17 protein-coding genes are annotated in these 20,594 nt (G+C 65.5%); 9 read left to right on the forward strand and 8 right to left on the reverse strand.

Going from position 1 to position 20,594, the window contains the following annotated elements:
* Positions 1 to 120 precede the first annotated feature (120 nt).
* Positions 121 to 813, forward strand: a complete 693-nt coding sequence (gene can / locus AC56LR_RS13915) for a carbonate dehydratase (RefSeq protein ID WP_497131200.1) — start codon at positions 121 to 123, stop codon at positions 811 to 813.
* Positions 791 to 1,159: a nucleotide pyrophosphohydrolase gene (locus AC56LR_RS13920; protein ID WP_497131202.1), complete on the forward strand. Its 369-nt coding sequence runs from the start codon at positions 791 to 793 to the stop codon at positions 1,157 to 1,159. Before can ends, AC56LR_RS13920 begins: the two co-directional genes overlap by 23 nt.
* A 30-nt stretch (positions 1,160 to 1,189) precedes the next feature.
* On the opposite strand, the gene AC56LR_RS13925 is transcribed toward AC56LR_RS13920, so the two are convergent.
* Both AC56LR_RS13925 and AC56LR_RS13930 read right to left on the reverse strand, forming a co-directional pair.
* A complete protein-coding gene (locus AC56LR_RS13925) occupies positions 1,190 to 1,384 on the reverse strand; it encodes a hypothetical protein (protein ID WP_497131204.1) in 195 nt (64 codons plus the stop codon).
* 143 nt (positions 1,385 to 1,527) lie between these two features.
* Entirely contained in the window at positions 1,528 to 2,982 is a 1,455-nt protein-coding gene (locus AC56LR_RS13930) for an NAD-dependent succinate-semialdehyde dehydrogenase (protein ID WP_497131206.1), read from the reverse strand.
* A 174-nt stretch (positions 2,983 to 3,156) separates the two neighbouring features.
* Here AC56LR_RS13930 and AC56LR_RS13935 point away from each other — a divergent pair, with 174 nt between their 5' ends.
* From AC56LR_RS13935 to AC56LR_RS13950, 4 genes are all read left to right on the forward strand, one after another.
* On the forward strand, positions 3,157 to 4,524 hold the full coding sequence (locus AC56LR_RS13935; protein ID WP_497131208.1) for a S41 family peptidase: 1,368 nt from the start codon (positions 3,157 to 3,159) through the stop codon (positions 4,522 to 4,524).
* Between the two features lie 235 nt (positions 4,525 to 4,759).
* Positions 4,760 to 5,554 (forward strand): gamma-glutamyl-gamma-aminobutyrate hydrolase family protein, encoded by a 795-nt coding sequence (locus tag AC56LR_RS13940; protein WP_497131210.1) that lies wholly within the window; start codon positions 4,760 to 4,762, stop codon positions 5,552 to 5,554.
* Positions 5,555 to 5,696: 142 nt separating this feature from the next.
* On the forward strand, positions 5,697 to 7,067 hold the full coding sequence (locus AC56LR_RS13945) for a glutamine synthetase family protein (protein WP_497131212.1): 1,371 nt from the start codon (positions 5,697 to 5,699) through the stop codon (positions 7,065 to 7,067).
* 31 nt (positions 7,068 to 7,098) lie between these two features.
* Positions 7,099 to 8,547: an aspartate aminotransferase family protein gene (locus AC56LR_RS13950; RefSeq protein WP_497131214.1), complete on the forward strand. Its 1,449-nt coding sequence runs from the start codon at positions 7,099 to 7,101 to the stop codon at positions 8,545 to 8,547.
* 69 nt (positions 8,548 to 8,616) lie between these two features.
* Here AC56LR_RS13950 and AC56LR_RS13955 read toward each other — a convergent pair whose 3' ends face one another.
* Complete coding sequence (locus AC56LR_RS13955; protein WP_497131216.1) at positions 8,617 to 10,077, reverse strand: high affinity choline transporter 1; 1,461 nt, start codon at positions 10,075 to 10,077, stop codon at positions 8,617 to 8,619.
* A gap of 128 nt (positions 10,078 to 10,205) precedes the next feature.
* Between AC56LR_RS13955 and AC56LR_RS13960 the strand changes: the two genes are divergently transcribed.
* Positions 10,206 to 11,708 carry an aldehyde dehydrogenase gene (locus AC56LR_RS13960; protein ID WP_497131218.1) on the forward strand — a complete coding sequence of 501 codons (1,503 nt, stop codon included), beginning with the start codon at positions 10,206 to 10,208 and terminating at the stop codon, positions 11,706 to 11,708.
* Between the two features lie 19 nt (positions 11,709 to 11,727).
* Here the strand turns inward: AC56LR_RS13960 and AC56LR_RS13965 are convergent, their stop codons facing one another.
* Positions 11,728 to 12,366: a Vat family streptogramin A O-acetyltransferase gene (locus AC56LR_RS13965; RefSeq protein ID WP_497131219.1), complete on the reverse strand. Its 639-nt coding sequence runs from the start codon at positions 12,364 to 12,366 to the stop codon at positions 11,728 to 11,730.
* A 221-nt stretch (positions 12,367 to 12,587) separates the two neighbouring features.
* On the opposite strand from AC56LR_RS13965, the gene AC56LR_RS13970 reads away from it, so the two are divergent.
* Entirely contained in the window at positions 12,588 to 14,153 is a 1,566-nt protein-coding gene (locus tag AC56LR_RS13970; protein WP_497131221.1) for a S8 family serine peptidase, read from the forward strand.
* Positions 14,154 to 14,394: 241 nt separating this feature from the next.
* Here AC56LR_RS13970 and AC56LR_RS13975 read toward each other — a convergent pair whose 3' ends face one another.
* Together AC56LR_RS13975 and AC56LR_RS13980 are read right to left on the reverse strand one after the other, a co-directional pair.
* Entirely contained in the window at positions 14,395 to 15,144 is a 750-nt protein-coding gene (locus tag AC56LR_RS13975; RefSeq protein ID WP_497131223.1) for a LytR/AlgR family response regulator transcription factor, read from the reverse strand.
* Positions 15,141 to 16,217, reverse strand: a complete 1,077-nt coding sequence (locus AC56LR_RS13980; protein ID WP_497131225.1) for a sensor histidine kinase — start codon at positions 16,215 to 16,217, stop codon at positions 15,141 to 15,143. Before AC56LR_RS13980 ends, AC56LR_RS13975 begins: the two co-directional genes overlap by 4 nt.
* 360 nt (positions 16,218 to 16,577) lie before the next feature.
* On the opposite strand from AC56LR_RS13980, the gene AC56LR_RS13985 reads away from it, so the two are divergent.
* Complete coding sequence (locus AC56LR_RS13985; RefSeq protein WP_497131226.1) at positions 16,578 to 17,492, forward strand: MFS transporter; 915 nt, start codon at positions 16,578 to 16,580, stop codon at positions 17,490 to 17,492.
* A 183-nt stretch (positions 17,493 to 17,675) separates the two neighbouring features.
* Here the strand turns inward: AC56LR_RS13985 and AC56LR_RS13990 are convergent, their stop codons facing one another.
* Positions 17,676 to 19,355: a hybrid sensor histidine kinase/response regulator gene (locus tag AC56LR_RS13990; protein WP_497131228.1), complete on the reverse strand. Its 1,680-nt coding sequence runs from the start codon at positions 19,353 to 19,355 to the stop codon at positions 17,676 to 17,678.
* 7 nt (positions 19,356 to 19,362) lie between these two features.
* A complete protein-coding gene (locus tag AC56LR_RS13995) occupies positions 19,363 to 20,535 on the reverse strand; it encodes an FIST signal transduction protein (RefSeq protein ID WP_497131230.1) in 1,173 nt (390 codons plus the stop codon).
* Positions 20,536 to 20,594 lie beyond the last annotated feature (59 nt).

The following is a 20,594-nucleotide window of genomic DNA, read 5'->3' on the forward strand; positions in this document are numbered from 1 at the left end:
CCCCGGTGATGCTGCCCGCGCGGCTGTTCATCTCCAAACTATCACCGCGCGGTCGGCGAAGCCGACCACCCTACGGTAAACTCTTGCGCATTCAAGACGCATCAAAACAGGGAGAAAAATTTGGAAAATAAAACAGGAGTGACTGCGGAAGACCTCTTCGCACGCAACCGCAAATGGGCCGCCTCGATGGTGGCCGAAGACCCGAACTTCTTCAAGGACCTGGCAGCGCAGCAGGCGCCGGAATACCTGTGGATCGGCTGCTCCGACAGCCGCGTGCCGGCCAACGAGCTGCTGGGCATGGCGCCGGGCGAACTGTTCGTGCACCGGAACATCGCCAACGTGGTCGTGCACTCCGACCTGAACTGCCTGTCCGTGCTGCAGTTCGCGATCGACGTGCTGAAGGTGAAGCACATCATCATCTGCGGCCACTACGGCTGCTCGGGCGTGCACGCGGCGCTGACCGGCCAGCGCGTCGGCCTGGCCGACAACTGGCTGGGCCATGTCCGCGACGTGCGCGAGAAGCACGGCAAATACCTTGGCAACGTGGTCGGCCGCGCCGCCACCAACCGCCTGGTGGAGCTGAACGTGGCCGAGCAGGTGATCAACGTGGCGCAAACCACGGTCGTGCGCGACGCCTGGGAACGCGGCCAGCCGCTGACCATCCACAGCTGGGTCTACGGCGTGCACGACGGCCTGCTGCGCGACCTCGGCATCACTGTCAAGAGCCAGGACGAGATCGCACCGAAGCTCGAGCGCGTGCTCAATGGTTACCTGGACGGGGGAAAAGTGCGTGACGAACGGCGCGGACAGTGACCTGACCCGGCTGCGCGGCATCGTCCGCGCATTCGTGGACGAACGCGACTGGGACCAGTTCCACACGCCGAAGAACCTGGCCTCGGCCTTGACGGTGGAGGCGGCCGAACTGCTGGAGCATTTCCAGTGGCTGCAGCATGGCCGCATCGACGAACTGGGCGAAGCCAGGCTGGCGGAAGTGCGGCACGAGATGGCCGACGTGCTGGTCTACCTGGTGCGCCTGGCCGACAAGCTCGACGTCGACCTGTTCGCCGCGGTGCAGGAGAAGATGGTGCTCAACCGGGAGAAGTATCCAGCCGAGCTGGTGCGCGGGGATGCGCGCAAGTACTACGAGTACAAGAAGTAAGGGGCCGCGGCGGGCGCGGCCCGCTCGTCCTCAAGCCAGCGCCATCCGCACCTGCGGCGCCGGCGCCGCTTGGCGCACCCGCGCCGCCGGCTGCACCTGGCGCACCTCTTCCAGTTCGAAGGTGCCGACCAGCTGCCCCAGGTGGGCCGCCTGGTCGCGCAGCGCTTCGCTCGCTGCAGCCGCTTCTTCCACCAGCGCCGCATTCTGCTGGGTCACCGCGTCCATCTGGGTGATCGCGCCGTTGATCTGGGCGATGCCGGCTTCCTGCTCGCCGTTGGCCAGGCTGGCCCAGCCCTACCAAGAAAAGCAATAAATGTTGTCGTGTGGAAATATCGCAACGGGCCGCGGCAGGGCGCGGCCCGCCAAGCTCAGACACCGCCGAGGCAGATGTATTTGATGACGAGGTAATCGTCCATGCCGTAGACCGAGCCTTCGCGTCCCAGGCCGGACTGCTTCACGCCGCCGAAGGGTGCGATCTCGTTCGAGATCAGGCCGGTGTTCACGCCGACCATGCCGGTCTCGATCTGCTCGGCCACCCGCCACACGCGGCCGACGTCGCGCGCATAGAAATACGAGGCCAGGCCGTATTCGGTGTCGTTGGCCAGGGCGATCACTTCTTCCTCGGTCTGGAAGCGGAACAGCGGCGCCACCGGGCCGAAGGTTTCTTCGCCCGAGATGCGCATCTGCGGCGTCACGTCGGCGAGGATGGTGGGCTGGAAGAAGCTGTGGCCGAGCGCGTGGCGCTGGCCGCCGGCCAGCAGGCGCGCGCCTTTCGACAGCGCGTCTTCGATATGCTGCTCGACCTTGAGCACCGCCTTCTCTTCGATCAGCGGGCCCTGGGTGACGCCCGGTTCGGTGCCGTTGCCGACCTTGAGCTTGCCCACCGCCGCGGCCAGCTTGTGCGCGAATTCCTCGTAGACCGCGTCCTGCACGTAGATGCGGTTGGCGCACACGCAGGTCTGGCCGGCATTGCGGTATTTCGAGGCGATCGCGCCTTCGACCGCGGCATCGATGTCGGCATCGTCGAACACGATGAAGGAGGCGTTGCCACCCAGTTCGAGCGACAGTTTCTTCAGCGTCGGCGCGCATTGCTCCATCAGGAGGCGCCCGACCGGCGTCGAGCCGGTGAAGCTCAGCTTGCGCACGACCGGATTGGCGCACAGTTCGCCGCCGATGGCCTTGGCGTCGCCGGTCACCACCGAGAACACGCCAGGCGGCACGCCGGCGCGCTCGCCCAGCACCGCCAGCGCGAGCGCCGAGAACGGCGTCAGTTCGGCCGGCTTGAGGACGATCGGGCAGCCCGCCGCCAGCGCCGGGGCGACCTTGCGGGTGATCATCGCGGCCGGGAAGTTCCAGGGCGTGATGGCGGCGCACACGCCGATCGGTTCCTTGGTGACGAACAGGCGGCGGTCGCGCGACGGCGACTCCAGCGTGTCGCCCGCGATGCGCTTGGCTTCCTCGCCGAACCACTCGAAGAACGATGCCGCATACGCGACTTCGCCTTTCGATTCGGCCAGCGGCTTGCCCTGTTCGAGCGTCATCAGGAGCGCCAGGTCGTCGGCGTTTTCCAGCATCAGGTCATTCCACCGGCGCAGGATCGCGGCGCGTTCTTTCGCGGTTTTCTTGCGCCACGCGGGCCAGGCGGCGTTGGCGGCCTCGATCGCGCGGCGGGTCTCGACCGCGCCCATGTGCGGCACCGCGCCCAGGGTCTCGCCGGTGGCGGGGTTGGTCACGGCGATGGTCGAGCCGTCGTCGGCTGCGCACCATTCGCCGCCGATGTAGGCGTGCTGGCGCAGCAGGGAAGGGTCTTTGAGGTTCGGCATGGTGGTCCTTTGCATGGGCTGCGATTTGCGATGCGACATAGTAGACCTTTTTGCCACGGTTTGCCGGGTGCCGCTTTGCAGCCTGCCCCGCATTTCCTGCCGTTTGTCGCAGCCCGCTTCAGCAGGCAGGCCCTGGCTTTATACAATCGCGTCATTCGTTCAACAGGAGGTCCCATGGTTCGTCGCATCATCGCGGCCGCGGCAATTGCGGCTGTATCGGGGGCGTGTCTCGCCCAGTCGCCCACTACCACGCTTGACCGGCAGGCCTTCGAGGCGCGCCTGTTCGATTCGCCGGCGCTCGCTTCGCCTTACCGCGAGAACCTGAGTGAAGACGAGAAGGTCGCCGGCCTGTCGAAGTTCTGGTCCGAGGTGAAGTACAACTTCGTCTACGTCGACAAGCTCAGGGAGATCGACTGGGACCGGCTGTATCTGGAGACCATCCCGAAGGTGCGCGCCACCACTTCCACTGCCGAGTATTACCGCGTGCTGATGGAACTGTGCGCGAAGCTGCAGGATGGCCATACCAACGTGTATCCAGGACCCGAGCTGCGCAACACGGCGCTGGCGCCCGCGCTCCTGATGACGCACCTGGTCGAGGGCAGGGTGCTGGTGCGCGAAGTGCACGACCCGGCGCTCGCCGCGCAAGGCGTCGTTGCCGGTCTTGAGGTCGTCACGGTGGACGGCGAGCCGGTCGCCGCCTACGTGGCACGCCAGGTGGCGCCCTACGTGAGCGCATCGACGCCGCAGGACCTGGAGCGGCGTGCCTACGGCTTCCAGTTCCTGATGGGGCCACGCGACAAGACGCCGCGCCTGGGTTTGCGCACCGCGTCCGGCAAGGTCTTCGAGGCGGCGGCGCGGCGCGTCGACTGGGAAGCCTACGGCAAGATCGCGTGGAACAAGACCCCGTTCGAGCTGCGCAAGCTGCCGGGGAACGTCGCCTACGTGGCGCTGAACAGCTTCGGCGACAGCAAGGCGGCCGACGACTTCCTGGCCGCCTTCGACCAGATCGCGGCCAGTTCCGCGCTCATCATCGACCTGCGCAACAACGGCGGCGGCAATTCGACCGAGGGCTGGCGCGTGCTGGCCACGCTCACCGACAAACCCTTCGCCACCGGCAAATGGGCGACCCGCCAGTACCTGCCGGCCTTCCGTGCCTGGAAGCGCACGATGCCCGACTTCGAGGGCGAGCAGAAGTCCAGGCAGCCCGACGGCCAGCGCCATTTCGCCAGGCCGGTCGCGGTGCTGATTTCAGGCGCCACCTATTCGGCGGCGGAAGACTTCATGGTGGCCTTCGAGTCGATGGGGCGCGGCGCCATCGTCGGCGAAGCCACCGGCGGCAGCACCGGCCAGCCGCTGATGGTGCAGCTACCGGGCGGCGGTTCGGCGCGCATCTGCACCAAGGCCGACACTTATCCCGACGGCCGCGCCTGGGTCGGGCACGGCATCCAGCCAACCCTGAAGGTCGCGCCGACCGTGGCCGACCTGCGCCGCGGCCGCGACACGGTGCTGGAGGCGGCATTGGTGCAGCTGCGCATGAAATAAAATTTCTCTACAGGCTATTTTCTGAAAGGAAATTTCATCGGCTGTAGGCTTACCGTGTTGGCATGCTTCCCGGGAAACCGTTAAGATTTTGTTACGGAACTCTTGTTCCGAGGCAGATCAGCAGGAAGCCGGTGCAGCCTTTCGCTACTCGGCTTGATCTGGATTAATGGCCCACTCGCGCCCGGACCGGAATGCTCGTATCATGGTTTCGTGCGCTTCACACAAGGTAGAGACCATGCGCCCCATCGTCATCGTCCCCGCATGCACGCGCGATTTCGGCGAACATCCGTATCACGCCGCCCAGTACAAGTATGTCGACGCGGTCGTCCTCGGCGCCGACTGCGCGCCCATGATCCTGCCTTCGCTCGGCGAATCGCTTGACCTGGAAACGGTGCTCGACCTGTGCGACGGCATCATGCTCACCGGCTCGGCCTCGAACGTCCACCCCAGCTACTATTCCGAAGAAGTGCTCGACCCCTCGCTGCCGCAGGATCCGGCGCGCGACCAGACCACGCTCCCGCTCATCCGCGAGGCAGTGCGGCGCGGCATCCCGATCATCGCGATCTGCCGCGGCTTCCAGGAAATGAACGTGGCCCTGGGCGGCAGCCTGCACCAGGCGGTACAAAGCGTCAGCGGCAAGTTCGACCACCGCGAAAATCCCGAACTCGGCATGGACGAGCAGTACGGCGACGCCCACAACGTCACCATCATCCCCGGCGGCTGCCTCGAGCGCATGCTGGGCGTGCCCGAGATCCCGGTCAATTCGCTGCATGGCCAGGGCGTCAACGAACTCGGACCGGGCCTGCGCATCGAAGCCGTGGCCGAAGACGGCCTGGTCGAGGCCTTCTCGGTCGAGACCGCGCATGGCTTCACGCTGGCGCTGCAGTGGCATCCCGAATGGCGCATCCAGCACAACCCGTATTCGATGAAGATGTTCGGCGCCTTCGGGCAGGCCTGCCGCGACTACCATGCCCAGCGCATGGCGCGCACCCTGGCCCAGCGCCAGGCGCAGGAGTGGAACCAGTCATGAACCCCAGCATCCCGGCCGCGGCCCGCCTATGGGCAAGCAGCGCCGTCCCCTAGCTTCCCTGCCTGAAGCATCCAGCGCGCCCGGCAGCGGCGCCTTCGCGCGCACTGACGCGCGACCCCCCACCACAGACAGAGAGGCAATCATGGCAATCCGCGACAAGTTTTCTTACACCGACATGGAGGAGTGGCTCAACGCCAAGCGTGTCACCGAAATCGAATGCCTGGTGCCCGACCTGACCGGTGTCGCCCGTGGAAAGATCCTCCCACGGGTGAAATTCACCGAAGACCGCGGCATGCGCATCCCCGAAGTGGTGCTGGGCATGACCGTCACCGGCAACACGCCCGAGCGCGACGACTCCTACAACAGCGCCATCGCCGTCACCGACCGCGACATGATTTTAAAGGCCGACCCTACCACCATCACCATGGTGCCCTGGGCCGTCGACCCGACCGCGCAGGTGATCCACGACTGCTATTTCGCCGACGGCAGCCTGGTCGATTTCGCGCCGCGCAGCGTGTTGCGCCGCGTGCTCAAGCTGTACGCCGACCGCGGCTGGAAGCCGGTGGTGGCGCCCGAGCTGGAGTTCTACCTCACCGCCAAGAACATCGATCCCAATTTGCCGCTGGCCCCGCCGGTCGGCCGCAGCGGCCGCGCCGAGACCAGCCGCCAGGTCTACAGCATCGATGCGGTCAACGAATTCGATCCGCTGTTCGAAGACATCTACGATTACTGCGAGCTGATGAACCTCGACGTCGACACCCTGATCCACGAGATCGGCGCCGGCCAGATGGAAATCAACTTCCTGCACGGCGACCCGCTCGGCCTGGCCGACAAGGTCTTCTACTTCAAGCGCACCCTGCGCGAGGCCGCACTCAAGCACGAGATGTACGCCACCTTCATGGCCAAGCCGATGGCCGACGAGCCGGGATCGGCCATGCACGTGCACCAGAGCGTGGTCGATCTTGAATCCGGCCAGAACATCTTCAGCAACGCGGACGGCAGCGCGTCGGCCGCCTTCAATCACTACATCGGCGGCCTGCAGCGCTACATGCCGTCGGCGATGGCGATCGTCGCGCCCTACGTGAACTCCTATCGCCGCATCGTGCGCCACACGGCCGCGCCGATCAACCTGCAGTGGGGCATGGACAACCGCACCGTGGGCTTCCGCGTGCCGGTGTCGGGCGCGCAAGATCGGCGCGTGGAGAACCGCGTGATCGGCGCCGACGCCAATCCCTACCTGGCCCTGGCGGTCACGCTGGCCTGCGGCTACCTCGGCATGACCGAGGCGCTCGACCCGAGCCCGATGGTCGAGGGCAGCGCCTACGATATGCCGGTCGAGCTGCCGGGCGGCCTGTCCGAGGCGATTACGCAACTACGGCGCGAAGACCGCCTGCGCGATGTGCTTGGCGAGCGCTTCATCGACGTGTACTCTGCAGTAAAGGATCTCGAGCACCAGGAATTCATGCGCGTCATCAGTCCCTGGGAACGCGAACACCTCCTGCTGCACGTCTGATCCAGGCGAGTCCACACGATGGGAGGCGATCATGACAACCAATCCACCGCAGGCCTGCGTGCCTGCCGCAGCAGGGGAAGGCATCGAGCAGCAGGGGCTTGATACCAAGACCCTGCAGCAGCTCGACAGCGCGCACTACCTGCACCCCTTCACCGACCACGCCGCGCTGCGCGAACGCGGCGCCCGCGTGATCGTGCGCGGCGACGGCGTCTACCTGTGGGATTCCGACGGCAACAAGATCATCGACGGCATGGCCGGCCTGTGGTGCGTGAACGCCGGCTATGGCCGCAGCAGCATCGCCGACGCGGTGCACGCGCAGATGCTGCAGCTGCCCTTCTATAACAGCTTCTTCAACACCACCAACGTCCCCGCCGTGAAACTGGCGGCGCTGCTGGCCGAGCTGGCGCCGCCGCAGTTCCAGCACGTCTTCTACACCGGCAGCGGCTCCGAGGCGAACGACACCATCGTGCGCATGGTGCGGCGCTACTGGCAGCTGGCCGGGCAGCCCGATCGCCAGGTCATCATCAGCCGTCGCAACGCCTACCACGGCAGTACCATGGCAGGAGCCTCGCTGGGCGGCATGGCCGGCATGCATGCCCAGGGCGGGCTGCCGATTCCCGGCATCGAGCACATCGGCCAGCCGAGCTACGCGGAAGGCGGCCGTGGCATGAGCGAGGCCGAATTCGGCCTGCTTGCCGCCGGCTGGCTCGAAGCGAAGATCCTCGAGGTGGGCCCCGAAAACGTGGCCGCCTTCATCGGCGAGCCGGTGCAGGGTGCTGGCGGCGTCATCATCCCGCCCGCCACCTACTGGCCCGAGATCCAGCGCATCTGCAGCAAGTACGACATCCTGCTCATCTCCGACGAAGTAATCTGCGGCTTCGGGCGCCTGGGCACCTGGTTCGGCTGCGAATTGATGGGCTTCCAGCCCGACCTGATCGCCTTCGCCAAGGGCGTGACGTCCGGCTACGTGCCGCTGGGCGGGGTGCTGGTGGGCGGGCGCGTGGCGCACATGCTGATCGAAAAGGGCGGGGACTTCAACCACGGTTTTACTTACTCCGGCCACCCGGTGGCCTGCGCGGCGGCGCTGGAGAACATCCGCATCCTGGAAACCGAACGCCTCGTCGAGCGCGTGGCCCTGCAAACCGGGCCGCACCTGAAGGCCTGCTTCGCTTCGCTGGTGTCGCATCCGCTGGTGGGGCATGCCGAAACCTGTGGCCTCACGGCTGGGCTGAACCTGGTGCGGCGCAAGGGCGCCACGGTGCACGATTGCGTACCGTTCGCGTCGGCCCATGCGGTCGGGATGCTGTGCCGGAAGCACATGTTCGACAACGGCGTGATCATGCGCGCGGTCGGCGACCGGATGATCGTGGCGCCGCCGCTGTCGATCACGGTGGCGGAGATCGACGAGATGGTGGAGCGGATTCGGGGGTGCCTGGATTTGACGCTGGAGGAGGTGATGGCGCGGGGGTGGATGGATTAGTCGGTGGTACGCTTGCGAAATTAGGTACCGGCGAAGGCCGGTACCTAATTTAAGTAGCGCAGTACCAGCTCAAGCATTCACCGCAATATGCTTCGTCGGCTCCCCACCATTTTTAACCACCTGCGGCGCCAGCGAGCCCACGAACATCCCGGCAAATGCCGCCACCAGCCCCGCCAGCTGCCCCGGGAAATGCTCGCCCCAGCCCGTGAGCTGCGGGAAGAACAGCAGCCACACGATGATGCCCGCGCCGATCGACACGATCGCCCCCTGCGTGGTCGCGCGCTTCCAGTACAGCCCCATCACCAGCGGCACGAAGGCGCCCACGAGCGTGACCTGGTAGGCGCTCGACACCAGCTCGTAGATCGAGGTGCCTTCCATCGCGATCGCATACAGCAGCACCGTCGCTGCGAAGATCACGATCGTCACGCGCATGGCCAGCAGCTTGCTCTTGTCGTTCATGCCGGGGCGCAGGTTCAGCAGGATGTTCTCCACAAAACTGGTCGACGGCGCCAGCAGGGTGGCCGACGAGGTGCTCTTGATGGCCGAGAGCAGGGCGCCGAAGAACAGGATCTGCATCACCAGCGGCATCCTGGTCATGATGAAGGTCGGCAGCAGGCGCTGATAGTCGTTCTTGGCGATGTCCATGGCCTGGCCGCCCATCACCACCACGGCCGCGGCCACGATGAACATCGGCACGAAGGCGAACAGGATGTAGCTGGCGCCGCCGATCACGGCGCCGGTGCGCGCGGTCGGGGCGTCCTTGGCCGACATCACGCGCTGGAACACGTCCTGCTGCGGAATCGAGCCGAACATCATGGTGACGGCCGCGCCAATGAAGAACATGATGTCGGTGAAGCCCGGCTCAGGCAGCAGGCGCCACAAATCGGCCTGCTGGGCCATCGCCAGCACCTTGTCGGCGCCGCCGGCGAGATCCGCCGCGAAGATGGCGATGATGCTCATGCCCACCACAAGCACGATCATCTGGATGAAGTCGGTGATCGCCACCGCCAGGAAGCCGCCCACCACCACGTAGATCAGCACCGCCATCGTTCCGACGAACATGCCCACCGAATGCGACATCGCGCCATTGGTCAATACCGTGAACACCAGGCCCAGCGCGGTGATCTGCGCCGCCACCCAGCCCAGGTAGCTCAGGATGATCGCCACCGAGCAGAAAATCTCGATGCCCTTGCCATAGCGCTGGCGGTAATAGTCGCCGATGGTCAGCAGGTTGAGCTTGTACAGCCTGGTCGCAAAGAACAGGCCGACCAGGACCAGGCACATGCCGGCCCCAAACGGGTCTTCGATCACGGCATTCAGGCCGCCCTGCACGAACTTGGCCGGGATGCCCATGACGGTCTCGGCGCCGAACCAGGTGGCGAAGGTGGTCGTGATCACCATGATCAGCGGCAGGCTGCGGCCGGCCACGGCGAAGTCGCTGGTATTCTTGATCCGCGTGCCCGCCCACACACCGATTCCCAGCGTGCCGATCAGGTAGAGGGCGACGAAAACGATCAAGGTAGTGTTCATGCGGTCGGTGCTCCGAAGAGAAAGATGTGCGCGCGGAAAATCCGCGATTATAAAGGCAGAATCCGGCCGTGGATCCAAGTTTGCTAGTATTTGGCATCGAATGTTGTTCAACAGGGAAGGAAACGGACATGTCGGATCGCAGCACCTCCACCACCTCCTGGCACGACCGTGCCGCCAGCCTGGCCATCGACGGCCGCGCCTTCATCGACGGCTTTCGCGTCGAGGCGCGCTCGGGCGCCCGCTTCGACTGCCTCTCGCCGGTCGACGGCCGCAAGCTGGCCGAGGTCGCACGCTGCGACGAAGCAGATGCCGATGCGGCCGTGCTAAGTGCCCGCGCCGCCTTCGACGACCGCCGCTGGGCCGGCATGGCCCCCGCCAGGCGCAAGCGCATCCTGATCCGCTTCGCCGACCTGATGCTCGCCAACCGCGACGAGCTGGCGCTGCTGGAAACCCTCGACATGGGCAAACCGATTCGCTACAGCCTGGCCGTGGACGTGCAGCAGGCGCAGAACTGCATCCGCTGGTACGGCGAGGCCATCGACAAGATCTACGACCAGGTCGCCCCCACGGCAGAAGACAGCCTGGCCCTGATCCAGCGCGAACCGGTCGGAGTGGTGGCCGCCGTCATCCCCTGGAACTACCCGATGCTGATGGCGTCCTGGAAGATCGCCCCGGCGCTCGCCGCCGGCAACAGCGTCATCCTCAAGCCGTCCGAAAAGGCGCCGCTCACCTCCCTGCGCCTGGCCGAGCTGGCGCTGGAGGCGGGCGTGCCGCCCGGCGTGTTCAACGTGCTGCCGGGTTACGGCAATGAGGTCGGCAGCGCGCTGGCGCTGCACATGGACGTCGACTGCATCGGCTTCACCGGCTCCACGCGCGTAGGCAAGCAGATCCTGCAGATGGCCGGCCAGTCGAATCTGAAACGCGCCTGGACCGAATTGGGCGGCAAGTCCGCCAACATCGTCTGCGCCGACTGCCCGGACCTGGACGCCGCCGTGGAAAGCGCGATCGGCTCGATCTATTTCAACCAGGGCGAGAGCTGCAACGCGCCTTCGCGCCTGTTCGTGGAAGCCTCGATCAAGGATGCCTTTTTAGAGAAAGCGCTGGCGCTGATGCCGCGTTTTGCGCCGGGCGACCCGCTCGATGCAGCGACCGTCATGGGCGCGATCGTCGACCCGATCCAGATGAAGACGGTGCTGGGCTATATCGAAGAGGGCAAGAATGGCGGTGCGCGCCTGCTCGCGGGCGGACGCGCAGTACGGCAGGACAGCGGCGGCCTGTTCATCGAGCCGACCCTGTTCGACGGCGTCGAGGCCGACATGCGCATTGCGCGCGAAGAGATCTTCGGACCGGTGCTGTCGGTGCTGTCGTTCACTGATCTGGACGAGGCGGTGCGGCAGGCCAATGCCACGCCCTACGGTCTGGCGGCGGGCGTGTGGACGGCCGACATGAGCCGTGCAATCCGCGCCTCGCGCGCCCTGCGTGCCGGCACAGTGCACGTGAACCAGTACGACAGCGACGACATCACCGTGCCTTTCGGCGGCTATAAACAGTCGGGCAATGGGCGCGACAAGTCGCTGCATGCCTTCGACAAGTATACGGAGCTGAAGACGACCTGGATCCGGATCGGCTGAGGGCGTTTGCGGCGCCGCCTCAGTTTTGCGCGGCGCTTTCGAGCGCGTTGACGTCGCCGCCGCGTATCAGGTCGAGGTGTTGCGTGATCCACTCCAGCGGGCGGTCCCACCAGGCCAGCGCAAGCAGCCGCTTGGCGTGGTCGGCGTCGAAACGCGGGCGTACGACTTTGGCCGGGTTCCCACCCACGATCGCATAGGCCGGCACGTCGTTTGTCACGACCGAGCGCGCCGCGATGATGGCGCCGTCGCCGATCCGCACGCCGGGCATGATCAAGGCGTCGAAGCCGATCCAGACGTCGTTGCCGATGACGGTATCGCCCTTGTACGGCAGCTCGCCTTCGCTTGGGCGCGCGCCTTCCCAGCCATTGCCGAAGATGAAGAACGGGTAGGTCGAGATCCCGTCCATCTGGTGGTTGGCGCCATTCATGATGAACTTCACGCCGCGCGCGATCGCACAGAATTTGCCGATGCGCAGATGGTCGCCAATGAAGGGAAAATGGTAGAGGACGTTGTTCTCGAAGTTCTGGGCGCCGTCCGGATCGTCGTAATACGTAAAATCGCCGACCTCGATGTTCGGACGCGTGATCAGGTTCTTCAGGAAGCAGACTTGCGGGAAGCCTGGCAGGGGATAGGGGTTGTTCGGATCGGGATGGGGCATGGGATCGATACGATGTGCAGCGCGGTTTCGTGGGAAATTTCCGTGAAAAAATAATAATAAACTGCTGAGTCTGTTTTCGTTCACATAAATGATGACTTCTTTGCTCGCGTTGACGCTTTCGAAATACACTGCCTGATCACATGTGCATACATGTGCCCGGAATTAACACCGGCGCGGCCGCAAGCCTCGGCGTCATCATCAGTATCCAACGGAGAAGACACATGATCAGCAAAGAAACGCGCGCATCGAAGCCCCTCGCCACTTGCCTGGCCGCCCTGATCGCCGCCGGCGCATTCGGTAGCGCGCAGGCAGCCCCACCCGCAACGACGCGCGTGATCGTCGCGTTCAAGCCTGGCGCAGCCGCCAACGTCAAATCCGCGGTCAGCGCCGCCAAGGGCGCCGTCAAGCACGAGATCTTCGGCATGAACGCCATGGCGATCGAAGTCCCCGCCGTTGCCCTGAAAGGCCTGGAGAACAACCCGAACGTGCAGTACATCGAAGAGGACGTGCTGCGCCGTCCATTCGCGCTGACCAGTGCCTCGACAGGCACGCCCTATGCCGTGGGCCAGTTGGTCCCCTACGGCATCAAGCTGGTCCAGGCCGACCAGCTGCCGGACTCGATTGCTGCCAACCGCAAGGTCTGCATCATCGACTCCGGCTACGACCGCGCCCACGAAGACCTGTCGGGCAACAACGTGACCGGCGAATACGATGCAGGCACCGGCTGGTGGTACACCGACGAAAACCACCACGGCACCCACGTGGCCGGCACCATCGCCGCGATCAACAACACCGGCACGGGCGTGGTCGGCGTCAACGCCAACAAACAGCTCAAGCTGCACATCGTGAAGGTGTTCGGCAAGGACGGCTGGGCCTATTCCTCGACCCTGGCCTCGGCCGCCAACAAGTGCGGGGCGGCAGGCGCGAACGTGATCAGCATGTCGCTCGGCGGAGATCGCAGGAGCCAGACCGAGCAGGTCGCCTTCGACAACCTGTATGCCAAGGGCGTGTTGAGCGTCGCGGCAGCCGGCAACGACGGCAACCGTGCCGTGTCCTATCCGGCCAATTATCACAGCGTGATGTCGATCGGCGCCCTGGACGAGAACAAGCAGTGGGCCAGCTTCTCGCAGTACAACAACAAGGTCGAGCTGTCGGCGCCAGGCGTGAGCGTCCTGTCCACGGTGCCGATGGGTGCCGGGATCGACGCTGCGCTGAGCGTGGGCGGTGTGCCCTTTGCCGCCGCGACGATGGAAGGCTCGCCGGTCAAGACGGCTACCGCGCCGCTGGCCGATTTCGGGCTCGGCGACAAGGCGGATCCCCTGGTCATGGGCAAGGTCTGCCTGATCCAGCGCGGCAGCATCGACTTCGCGACCAAGGTGTCGAACTGCCAGGCCAGCGGTGGCGTCGGGGCGGTGGTGTACAACAACGTGGCAGGCGCTTTCGGCGGCACGCTGGGCACCACGGTGACCAGCATCCCGTCGGTGACGGCATCGGACACCGACGGCCTGGCCATGAAGGCGCGGCTCGGCCAGAGCGCGACGGTGAGCGTCAAGGCAAGCAACTACGCCTACTATGACGGCACGTCGATGGCGACCCCTCACGTCTCTGCCGTTGCCGCCCTGGTGTGGAGCTACTTCCCGGATTGCACCGCCGCCCAGCTGCGTGCGTCGCTGAACAACAGCGCACTGGACCTCGGCCCGGCCGGACGCGATACCCAGTACGGCTATGGCCTGGTGCAGGCGAAGGCCGCTTACGAGCGCATCAAGTCCAGGGGCTGCGGTAACTGATTTCCGCTGCCGGTGAAAAGGCCGCTGCGGCGTCTAATGCCGTTCAGTTAAGCGTAGGGTGGCCGGGTTTCCCGGCCGCGCGTCCAACTCCAATGTGATCTGCCACAGCGCATCGGTGATTTGAACGCGCGGCCGGCGAAGCCGGCCACCCTACATTTTCATGCTAACTGAACAGCATTACGCTGCGGCGTCCTTTTTTTTGTGTTGTCGCGCGGCGCTCGGGGCATTCGGGGCAGGGGCCTCAGACCGCCATATCCCGCAAGGTGCGCGACGCATCCCGGTTCGCCCCCAGCACCGTGCCGTCGCGCATGTGGATCTGCAACTGCGACTGGTCGTCCGCCCGCATCGACTCGACGAAATCGAGATTCACCAGCGCCGAGCGGTGGATGCGCACGAAGCGCGCGGGGTCGAGCTGGGCTTCGAGTTCCGAGATGCCGATGCGGACCAGGAAGTGCTGGCCGCGCGCCGCGATCACGGTGTATTTCGAATCGGCTTTCATGTATTCGATGTCGCCGGCGGCCAACGGGAAGATGCGGCCGCGGTCGCGCACGAGGATGCGTTCCAGCCGAGCCGGGGCGGCTGCCGGCCCGCGTGCCTGCGCCAGCGCGCCTTCGAGCGATGCGCGCTCGTGGCCGGGTCCTTCCAGCAGCCGCGTCACGGCGGCGGCAAAGCGCGCCTGCGTAAACGGCTTGAGTAAATAATCGACCGCATTGAGCTCGAAAGCGGTCACCGCATACTGGTCGTAGGCGGTCGTGAACACGATCTGCGGCAGGTAGTCGAGCCGGCGCAGCACGTCCAACCCGGTCATTTCGGGCATCTGGATATCCATGAACACCACGTCCGGGCGCAGGCGCTCGATTCTCTCCAAGGCACTGGCGCCGTCGGATGCTTCGCCGACCAGGCGTAGCGACTGGTGGGCATAGATGGCGTCGCGCAGTACGTCGCGCGCCAGCGGTTCGTCCTCGGCAAAGAAGGCGGTTTTGGTCGTCATGCGTAGCTCTCCTGGCGCACGGCGGGAATGGTGACGGCAACGCTGAAGCCCGCGCCCGGGGCGCACTGTACGCGCAGCGCGGCGCGGCTGCCGTAGTCGAGCTGCAGGCGCCGCTCGACGGTGCGCAGGCCCAGGCCGTTCGAGGCTGCGACCTCTCGCGGATCGGCGCCGGGGCCGGTGTCGCGCACCGTCATGGTCAGTGCGCCGCTGGCAGCATCGCGGCGGGTGCGGATTTGCAGGATGCCGGGCCGGCTGTGCGGGTTGAAGGCATGCTTGATGCTGTTCTCCACCAGCGGCTGTAGCGACAGCGCGGGCAGCGGATGGTCGCCGGCGTCGTCATCGAGGTCCCACTCGACGTGCAGGCGCTCGCCCAGGCGCAGCTGCTCCAGCTCGAGGTAGTCGCGCACGAAACCGATTTCCGCGTCGAGCGTGACGCGGTCGCTGCCGCTGCGCTCCGTGTCGAGCACATAGCGCAGCATGTCCGAAAACTGGAACAGCGCCGTCTCGGCGGCGGCCGGGTTGCGCTGGGTGAGCGCGATGATCGAGTGCAGGGTGTTGAACAGGAAGTGCGGATTGAGCTTGTTGCGCAGCGCGCTCAGCTCCGATGCGACGAGCAGGGTGCGCGCCTGCTGTGCGGCCAGTGCCTGCTGCTGCGCAGCCATGCCGGCGCGCACCGTGTGGAAGATCCCGGCCACCAGCGCATAGCTCATCAGGCTGTACATGAAAGGCCAGGCATGCCACTGGATCGAGCGTGTAACGGCGCCCAGCATCGCCAGCGTCAGCAGGTGCGAGCCGACGGCAAAACACAACGCCACGCAGGCGTGGATGGCGACCAGGGCGAATCCGCGCACTGCGCGTGCTTCGAGCCGGCCGGTGAGCGGCCACACCAGCGCCAGCAGGGCGGCGGCGGGGATGGTGCTGTAGGCGCCCTGCAGCAGATCCATCCAGCGCACGCCCTGGTCGAGGGTGTCGGCCTGCAGCACGAAGCCGACGATGACGCCATACAGGCTCCAGCCGGCGATGTAGGCGCGCCACATGGGCGGAACGCGTGCGAAGAAGGTGGTCGGTTTCATGGAACTAGTATGGCGCGGCAGCCTGCCCCTGTGCGGTGCGGTGCGACGGATTGCAGGAACACGACGCGGATTGCGCATGCCGGGGAATCAAGTGCAGCCGAGTGTAGCAATTCCGGGGTGTACCGCCTATCCCTACCTGTCCTGCATGACAGTGTCTTCTCCGGGCTTGGCATGGATTGCAAGTTGGCGCCCGTTGCGTAAAGTCGTGCAGACTCGACAGCACAACAGTTCGGCTGCGGCAGTCGCCGCCACCAACACCCGTCATGACCCAGATTCCCCCCCTCCCTCTCGCCCGCACGCTGGGCCATCTCCACCGTCTTCCTCGTTAACGGCGCCGGCATCGGCCTGTGGGCCGCCCACGTGCCGGTCGTCCAGGCGCGCGCCGGCATCGACACTGCCACTTTAAGCATGGTCCTGCTCACCATCGCCGCCGGCGCCTTGCTGGCGATGCCGCTGATGGGCGGCTTCACCGCGCGTTGGGGAACGCGTCGCATGACGCTGCTGGCCGGCTTCGCGTTTGCGGCGACGCTCGCCGTGGTCATGGGCGTGACCGACCTGCGCCTGCTGTTCTTGACCGCGTTCGCCTTCGGCGTCAGCAACGGCGCCCTGGACGTGGCCATGAACGCCAATGCCAGCGAAGTCGAGACGGCGCGCGGCGTGCCGACCATGTCGTCCTTCCACGGTTTCTTCAGCCTCGGCGGCCTGCTGGGCGCGGCGCTGGGCGGAGTGATGATCAGCCAGGGCTGGGGCGACGGGCAGGGCGCGCTCGCCATGGCGATCGTCACGGCGCTTGCGCTGGCGCTAGCCGCCCCGCGCGTGATGGCCTTCGCACCGAGCATTGACGCCGGCAGCCATTTCCAGCTGCCGCTCGGCGCCGCGCTGAGCCTCGGCCTGCTGGCGCTGCTGTGCTTCGCGGTGGAAGGCGCGCTGGTCGACTGGAGCGCGCTGCTGATGCAGGAGCGCACCGCGGCCGCACCAGCGACGACGGCGCTGGCCTATTCGGCCTTCTCGATCGCGATGGCAGCCTGCCGCTTCGCGGGCGACCGCCTGATCCTGCGCTTCGGCGCCATGCGCGTGATGGTGTTGGGCGGGCTGGCGATGTTCGCGGGCCTGGCCACCGCTGTATTGAGCACCCACTTCCTGCTGTCGGCGGCGGGCTTTGCGCTGATCGGGATTGGCGCGGCCAACGTGGTGCCGCTGCTGTTCGGCGCGGCCTCGCGCATTCCAGGCATGAGCGCGGGAACGGGCGTGGCGGCGGTGGCGACGCTCGGGTAGGGCGGCTGCTGCTGGCGCCGCCGGTGCTGGGTTATATCGCGGCGCAGGCGAGCATCATGGTGGCGTTAGGGGCCTTGTCGCTGTCGGGATTGGTCATTGCGTTGAGTGCGGGGATCATCACGCGCCAGGCCTGACCCTTCCCCAATCTTGTACCTGAGGCTTACGGATCGACTGCACCCTTGATCAGGCGGTTTGTTTCGGCACGGTCGCGAGCAGGCGCAGCAGCGCCGTGGCATCCACTGGTTTGGTCAGGTGGTGGTTGAAGCCTGCGGCGACCGAGCGTTCGCGGTCTGCGGGCTGGCCGTAGCCAGTCAGCGCGATCAGCGTCGCATGCGCAGTCTGCGGCAGCGCGCGTACCCGGCGGGCCAGTTCGTAGCCGTCTATGTCGGGTAAGCCAATATCAAGCAGCAGAATATCCGGCGGCGCCTGCGCCGCCAGCTCCAGCGCACTGTTTCCTTCGTAGGCGACACGCAGCTGGTGTCCAACTGTGCTGAGGAACAGCGACAGCGTGTCGGCGGCATCGGCATTGTCATCGACGATGAGGATGTCCATTCCGCTTTCGCTGGACGTGCCGTCCGGCTCGCACGGTGCCGGCACTGAGATGACGCCTTGCGCCCGCGGCAGCCGGATGGTGAACTCGCTGCCCGCACCAGGCCCGGCGCTGGCTGCGCTGACGCTGCCGTGGTGCCGCTCGACCAGGGCCCTGACAAGGGCCAGCCCGAGTCCGAGGCCACCCTGGGCCCGGTCCGGCGAGCGCTCGCCCTGAACGAACAAATCGAAGACATAGGGCAGCAGCGCGGCGTCGATGCCGATCCCGTTGTCGCGCACGACAATTTGCACCATTGTCGTGTCTTGTGTCAGTTCGAGCTCGATGAGACCGCCCTGCGGGGTGTACTTGCTCGCGTTATTGAGCAGGTTGGTGAGGATCTGGACAAGCCGGGTGCCGTCACCGAACACCTGCGCAGCTTGCGCGGACAGCGTGAGCGACAGACGCTGGCAGCGCATGTCAACCAGTGGTCGCGCCTGTTCGACCGCATCGCGCACGATCGCTCCCACGTCATGCAATTCCTTGGCCAGTGCCACCACGCCGCCGGTGACGCGTGAGACGTCAAGCAGGTCGTCGAGCAGGCTGGTCATGTGGCCGATCTGGCGGTCGATAATCTCGCAGGTCTGCTTCAGGCGGGCGGGAGTTACGTGACCCACCCTCAGGATCTGGGCCGCCATGCCGATCGGCGCCAAGGGATTGCGTAGCTCATGCGCCAGCATCGCCAGGAATTCGTCCTTGCGGCGGTCGGCGTCGCGCAGCTTGGCCTCGGCCTCGCGCCGCGACACCAGCTCGCTTTCGGCGCGGTGATAGGCCGCCTGTAGCTCGCGACGACTGGCGTCGAGGGCGTTATTGAGCTGGCTGGCACGCCGGTTGCTGTCGCGCGCGGCTGCGGCAAGGCCGGCGGCTGCCAGTTCGGACCGTTCGCCGGCCAGCTTGGCGCCCAGAAGGGGCAGCAGGGAGGTGATGGCAGCGAGCACCGGCGCTGCCGGTTGCGCCCCAACGAACACCACGATCGCACTGCCTGCGCAATCACAATGGCCCCAGACAGGCGAGTCCGGCCCGTTCTCACCCGAAGGCAGGGACGACTGGGCCTTACCCGCGTCCGCACACTGACGCAGGAAATCTTGCCAGCGCCGGCCACAGCGTAGTGTCTGAGTCAGCCCAGGAGCGGGCAAGAATATTCCGACCTCGACGTCCTTGCTGAACAGCAGGACCTGCGCGACGCCGGCGTAACGCGCAAGCGTGTCCGTCGCGGCGAGTCTTCCGTCCGGCCTCTGTAGATCAATGAAGATGGACACCAGCTCAAACGGAATCATCGTGCACTCAAAGCGGGATTGCGCACACGACGGCAGTGCAGTTGTGGAACCCGCTAAATTGCCCAGTGCTCCGCGCAATCTGGCCGTACGTATTGCAACCCGCGAAATTTTCCGAACCGAGCGTCGTCGCAACTGCTTCCAGTTCGTCTCCGAACTTACGCCCCAGGCGAAGCCTCGTGGCGGCGCAGTCAAACAGCAGCGAGCCGGCGTGTTGGCCACCCTCCAGGCCGTCGAGTGCCGCCTGCGATGCCTGGCGCGCCGCATCGCAAGCGGACGCCTCATTGGTTACCATGAGATGGACCGTGGCCCCGACTGGTACCTCGGCGGCACATGAGATCGAGCCGTCCTCGTTGAGGGAAAGGGGTACACGAAGCTTGTAGCCATCGCCGGTTTCGATGCCGATCACGTTGTGAAGGAAAAACGGGAGCGGGTCGGCGCGGCTGAAGGTCTGGCCGGTTGCTTGCGCATGCTCTTCAAAAATTTCCACCGCAGGTGCAGCGTTCAGGCTGACCAGGCGGTTCCCATGGGCTTCGGTGACGCGCAGCGCGGGCCCGCTTGGGTGCCAGCCATGGCGTACGCCAAGGCCAATGGGCTTTTTCGACAGCATTTCCAGCACGACGATCGCATCCGTATGCGCTTCGGTGCCGATGAATACATGCGTTTTATGAAACTTGGCGTCGTCTGCGGCCCCACCGCCGAACAACTGGTAGGTGCCGCCAGTCAGGACCATCATTTGATGGATGATCTCGTCCACATAGCCAGCGAGCGCATCGGTCAACACCAGCGCGTTACGGTAGGGGAAGTCCGGATGCTCACTACCGGTAAAAACGGACATTACCTGATCGATAGCGCCGCGGGAATTGCTGCGCAGGCCAGTGCCCAGCTTCGCCCCGAACAGAATATCGTCCGAGCGGATTGCCATTGCAGACACCGAAGCGTTCTCGGTGGCGCAGCCCGAGAATTCCCCCGCTGACGAGCAGCCAACCAGCAAGCGCGGTTGGCATGCGGTGTCGAGCGCGGCCAACAGTGGCTGGAAATCGAATTCGGGCGAGGCGAACACGATCAGCACATCGGGACGGCCCCCATCTAATTTGTGAAGTATTGAGTCGGCAAGTGCCTGCCCTGCGGCGGCAGCCACGTACAGGGACGTATGACTGACTGCCACTATCGTATTGGCCATTTATAACCTATGAAGAGATGAACGCTGGATAACGTCCTGCAGAAAGTGAGAAAACAGTA

It is taken from the genome of Telluria sp. ZT3P39 (genome assembly GCF_059685935.1).

What these genes read in the sequence shown, in the direction of transcription:
- AC56LR_RS13925 (WP_497131204.1), bottom strand. Translation starts at nt 1,384, where the DNA reads ATGGACGCGGTGACCCAGCAGAATGCGGCGCTGGTGGAAGAAGCGGCT.
- AC56LR_RS13930 (WP_497131206.1), bottom strand. Translation starts at nt 2,982, where the DNA reads ATGCCGAACCTCAAAGACCCTTCCCTGCTGCGCCAGCACGCCTACATC.
- AC56LR_RS13935 (WP_497131208.1), top strand. Translation starts at nt 3,157, where the DNA reads ATGGTTCGTCGCATCATCGCGGCCGCGGCAATTGCGGCTGTATCGGGG.
- AC56LR_RS13940 (WP_497131210.1), top strand. Translation starts at nt 4,760, where the DNA reads ATGCGCCCCATCGTCATCGTCCCCGCATGCACGCGCGATTTCGGCGAA.
- AC56LR_RS13945 (WP_497131212.1), top strand. Translation starts at nt 5,697, where the DNA reads ATGGCAATCCGCGACAAGTTTTCTTACACCGACATGGAGGAGTGGCTC.
- AC56LR_RS13950 (WP_497131214.1), top strand. Translation starts at nt 7,099, where the DNA reads ATGACAACCAATCCACCGCAGGCCTGCGTGCCTGCCGCAGCAGGGGAA.
- AC56LR_RS13955 (WP_497131216.1), bottom strand. Translation starts at nt 10,077, where the DNA reads ATGAACACTACCTTGATCGTTTTCGTCGCCCTCTACCTGATCGGCACG.
- AC56LR_RS13960 (WP_497131218.1), top strand. Translation starts at nt 10,206, where the DNA reads ATGTCGGATCGCAGCACCTCCACCACCTCCTGGCACGACCGTGCCGCC.
- AC56LR_RS13965 (WP_497131219.1), bottom strand. Translation starts at nt 12,366, where the DNA reads ATGCCCCATCCCGATCCGAACAACCCCTATCCCCTGCCAGGCTTCCCG.
- AC56LR_RS13970 (WP_497131221.1), top strand. Translation starts at nt 12,588, where the DNA reads ATGATCAGCAAAGAAACGCGCGCATCGAAGCCCCTCGCCACTTGCCTG.
- AC56LR_RS13975 (WP_497131223.1), bottom strand. Translation starts at nt 15,144, where the DNA reads ATGACGACCAAAACCGCCTTCTTTGCCGAGGACGAACCGCTGGCGCGC.
- AC56LR_RS13980 (WP_497131225.1), bottom strand. Translation starts at nt 16,217, where the DNA reads ATGAAACCGACCACCTTCTTCGCACGCGTTCCGCCCATGTGGCGCGCC.
- AC56LR_RS13990 (WP_497131228.1), bottom strand. Translation starts at nt 19,355, where the DNA reads ATGATTCCGTTTGAGCTGGTGTCCATCTTCATTGATCTACAGAGGCCG.
- AC56LR_RS13995 (WP_497131230.1), bottom strand. Translation starts at nt 20,535, where the DNA reads ATGGCCAATACGATAGTGGCAGTCAGTCATACGTCCCTGTACGTGGCT.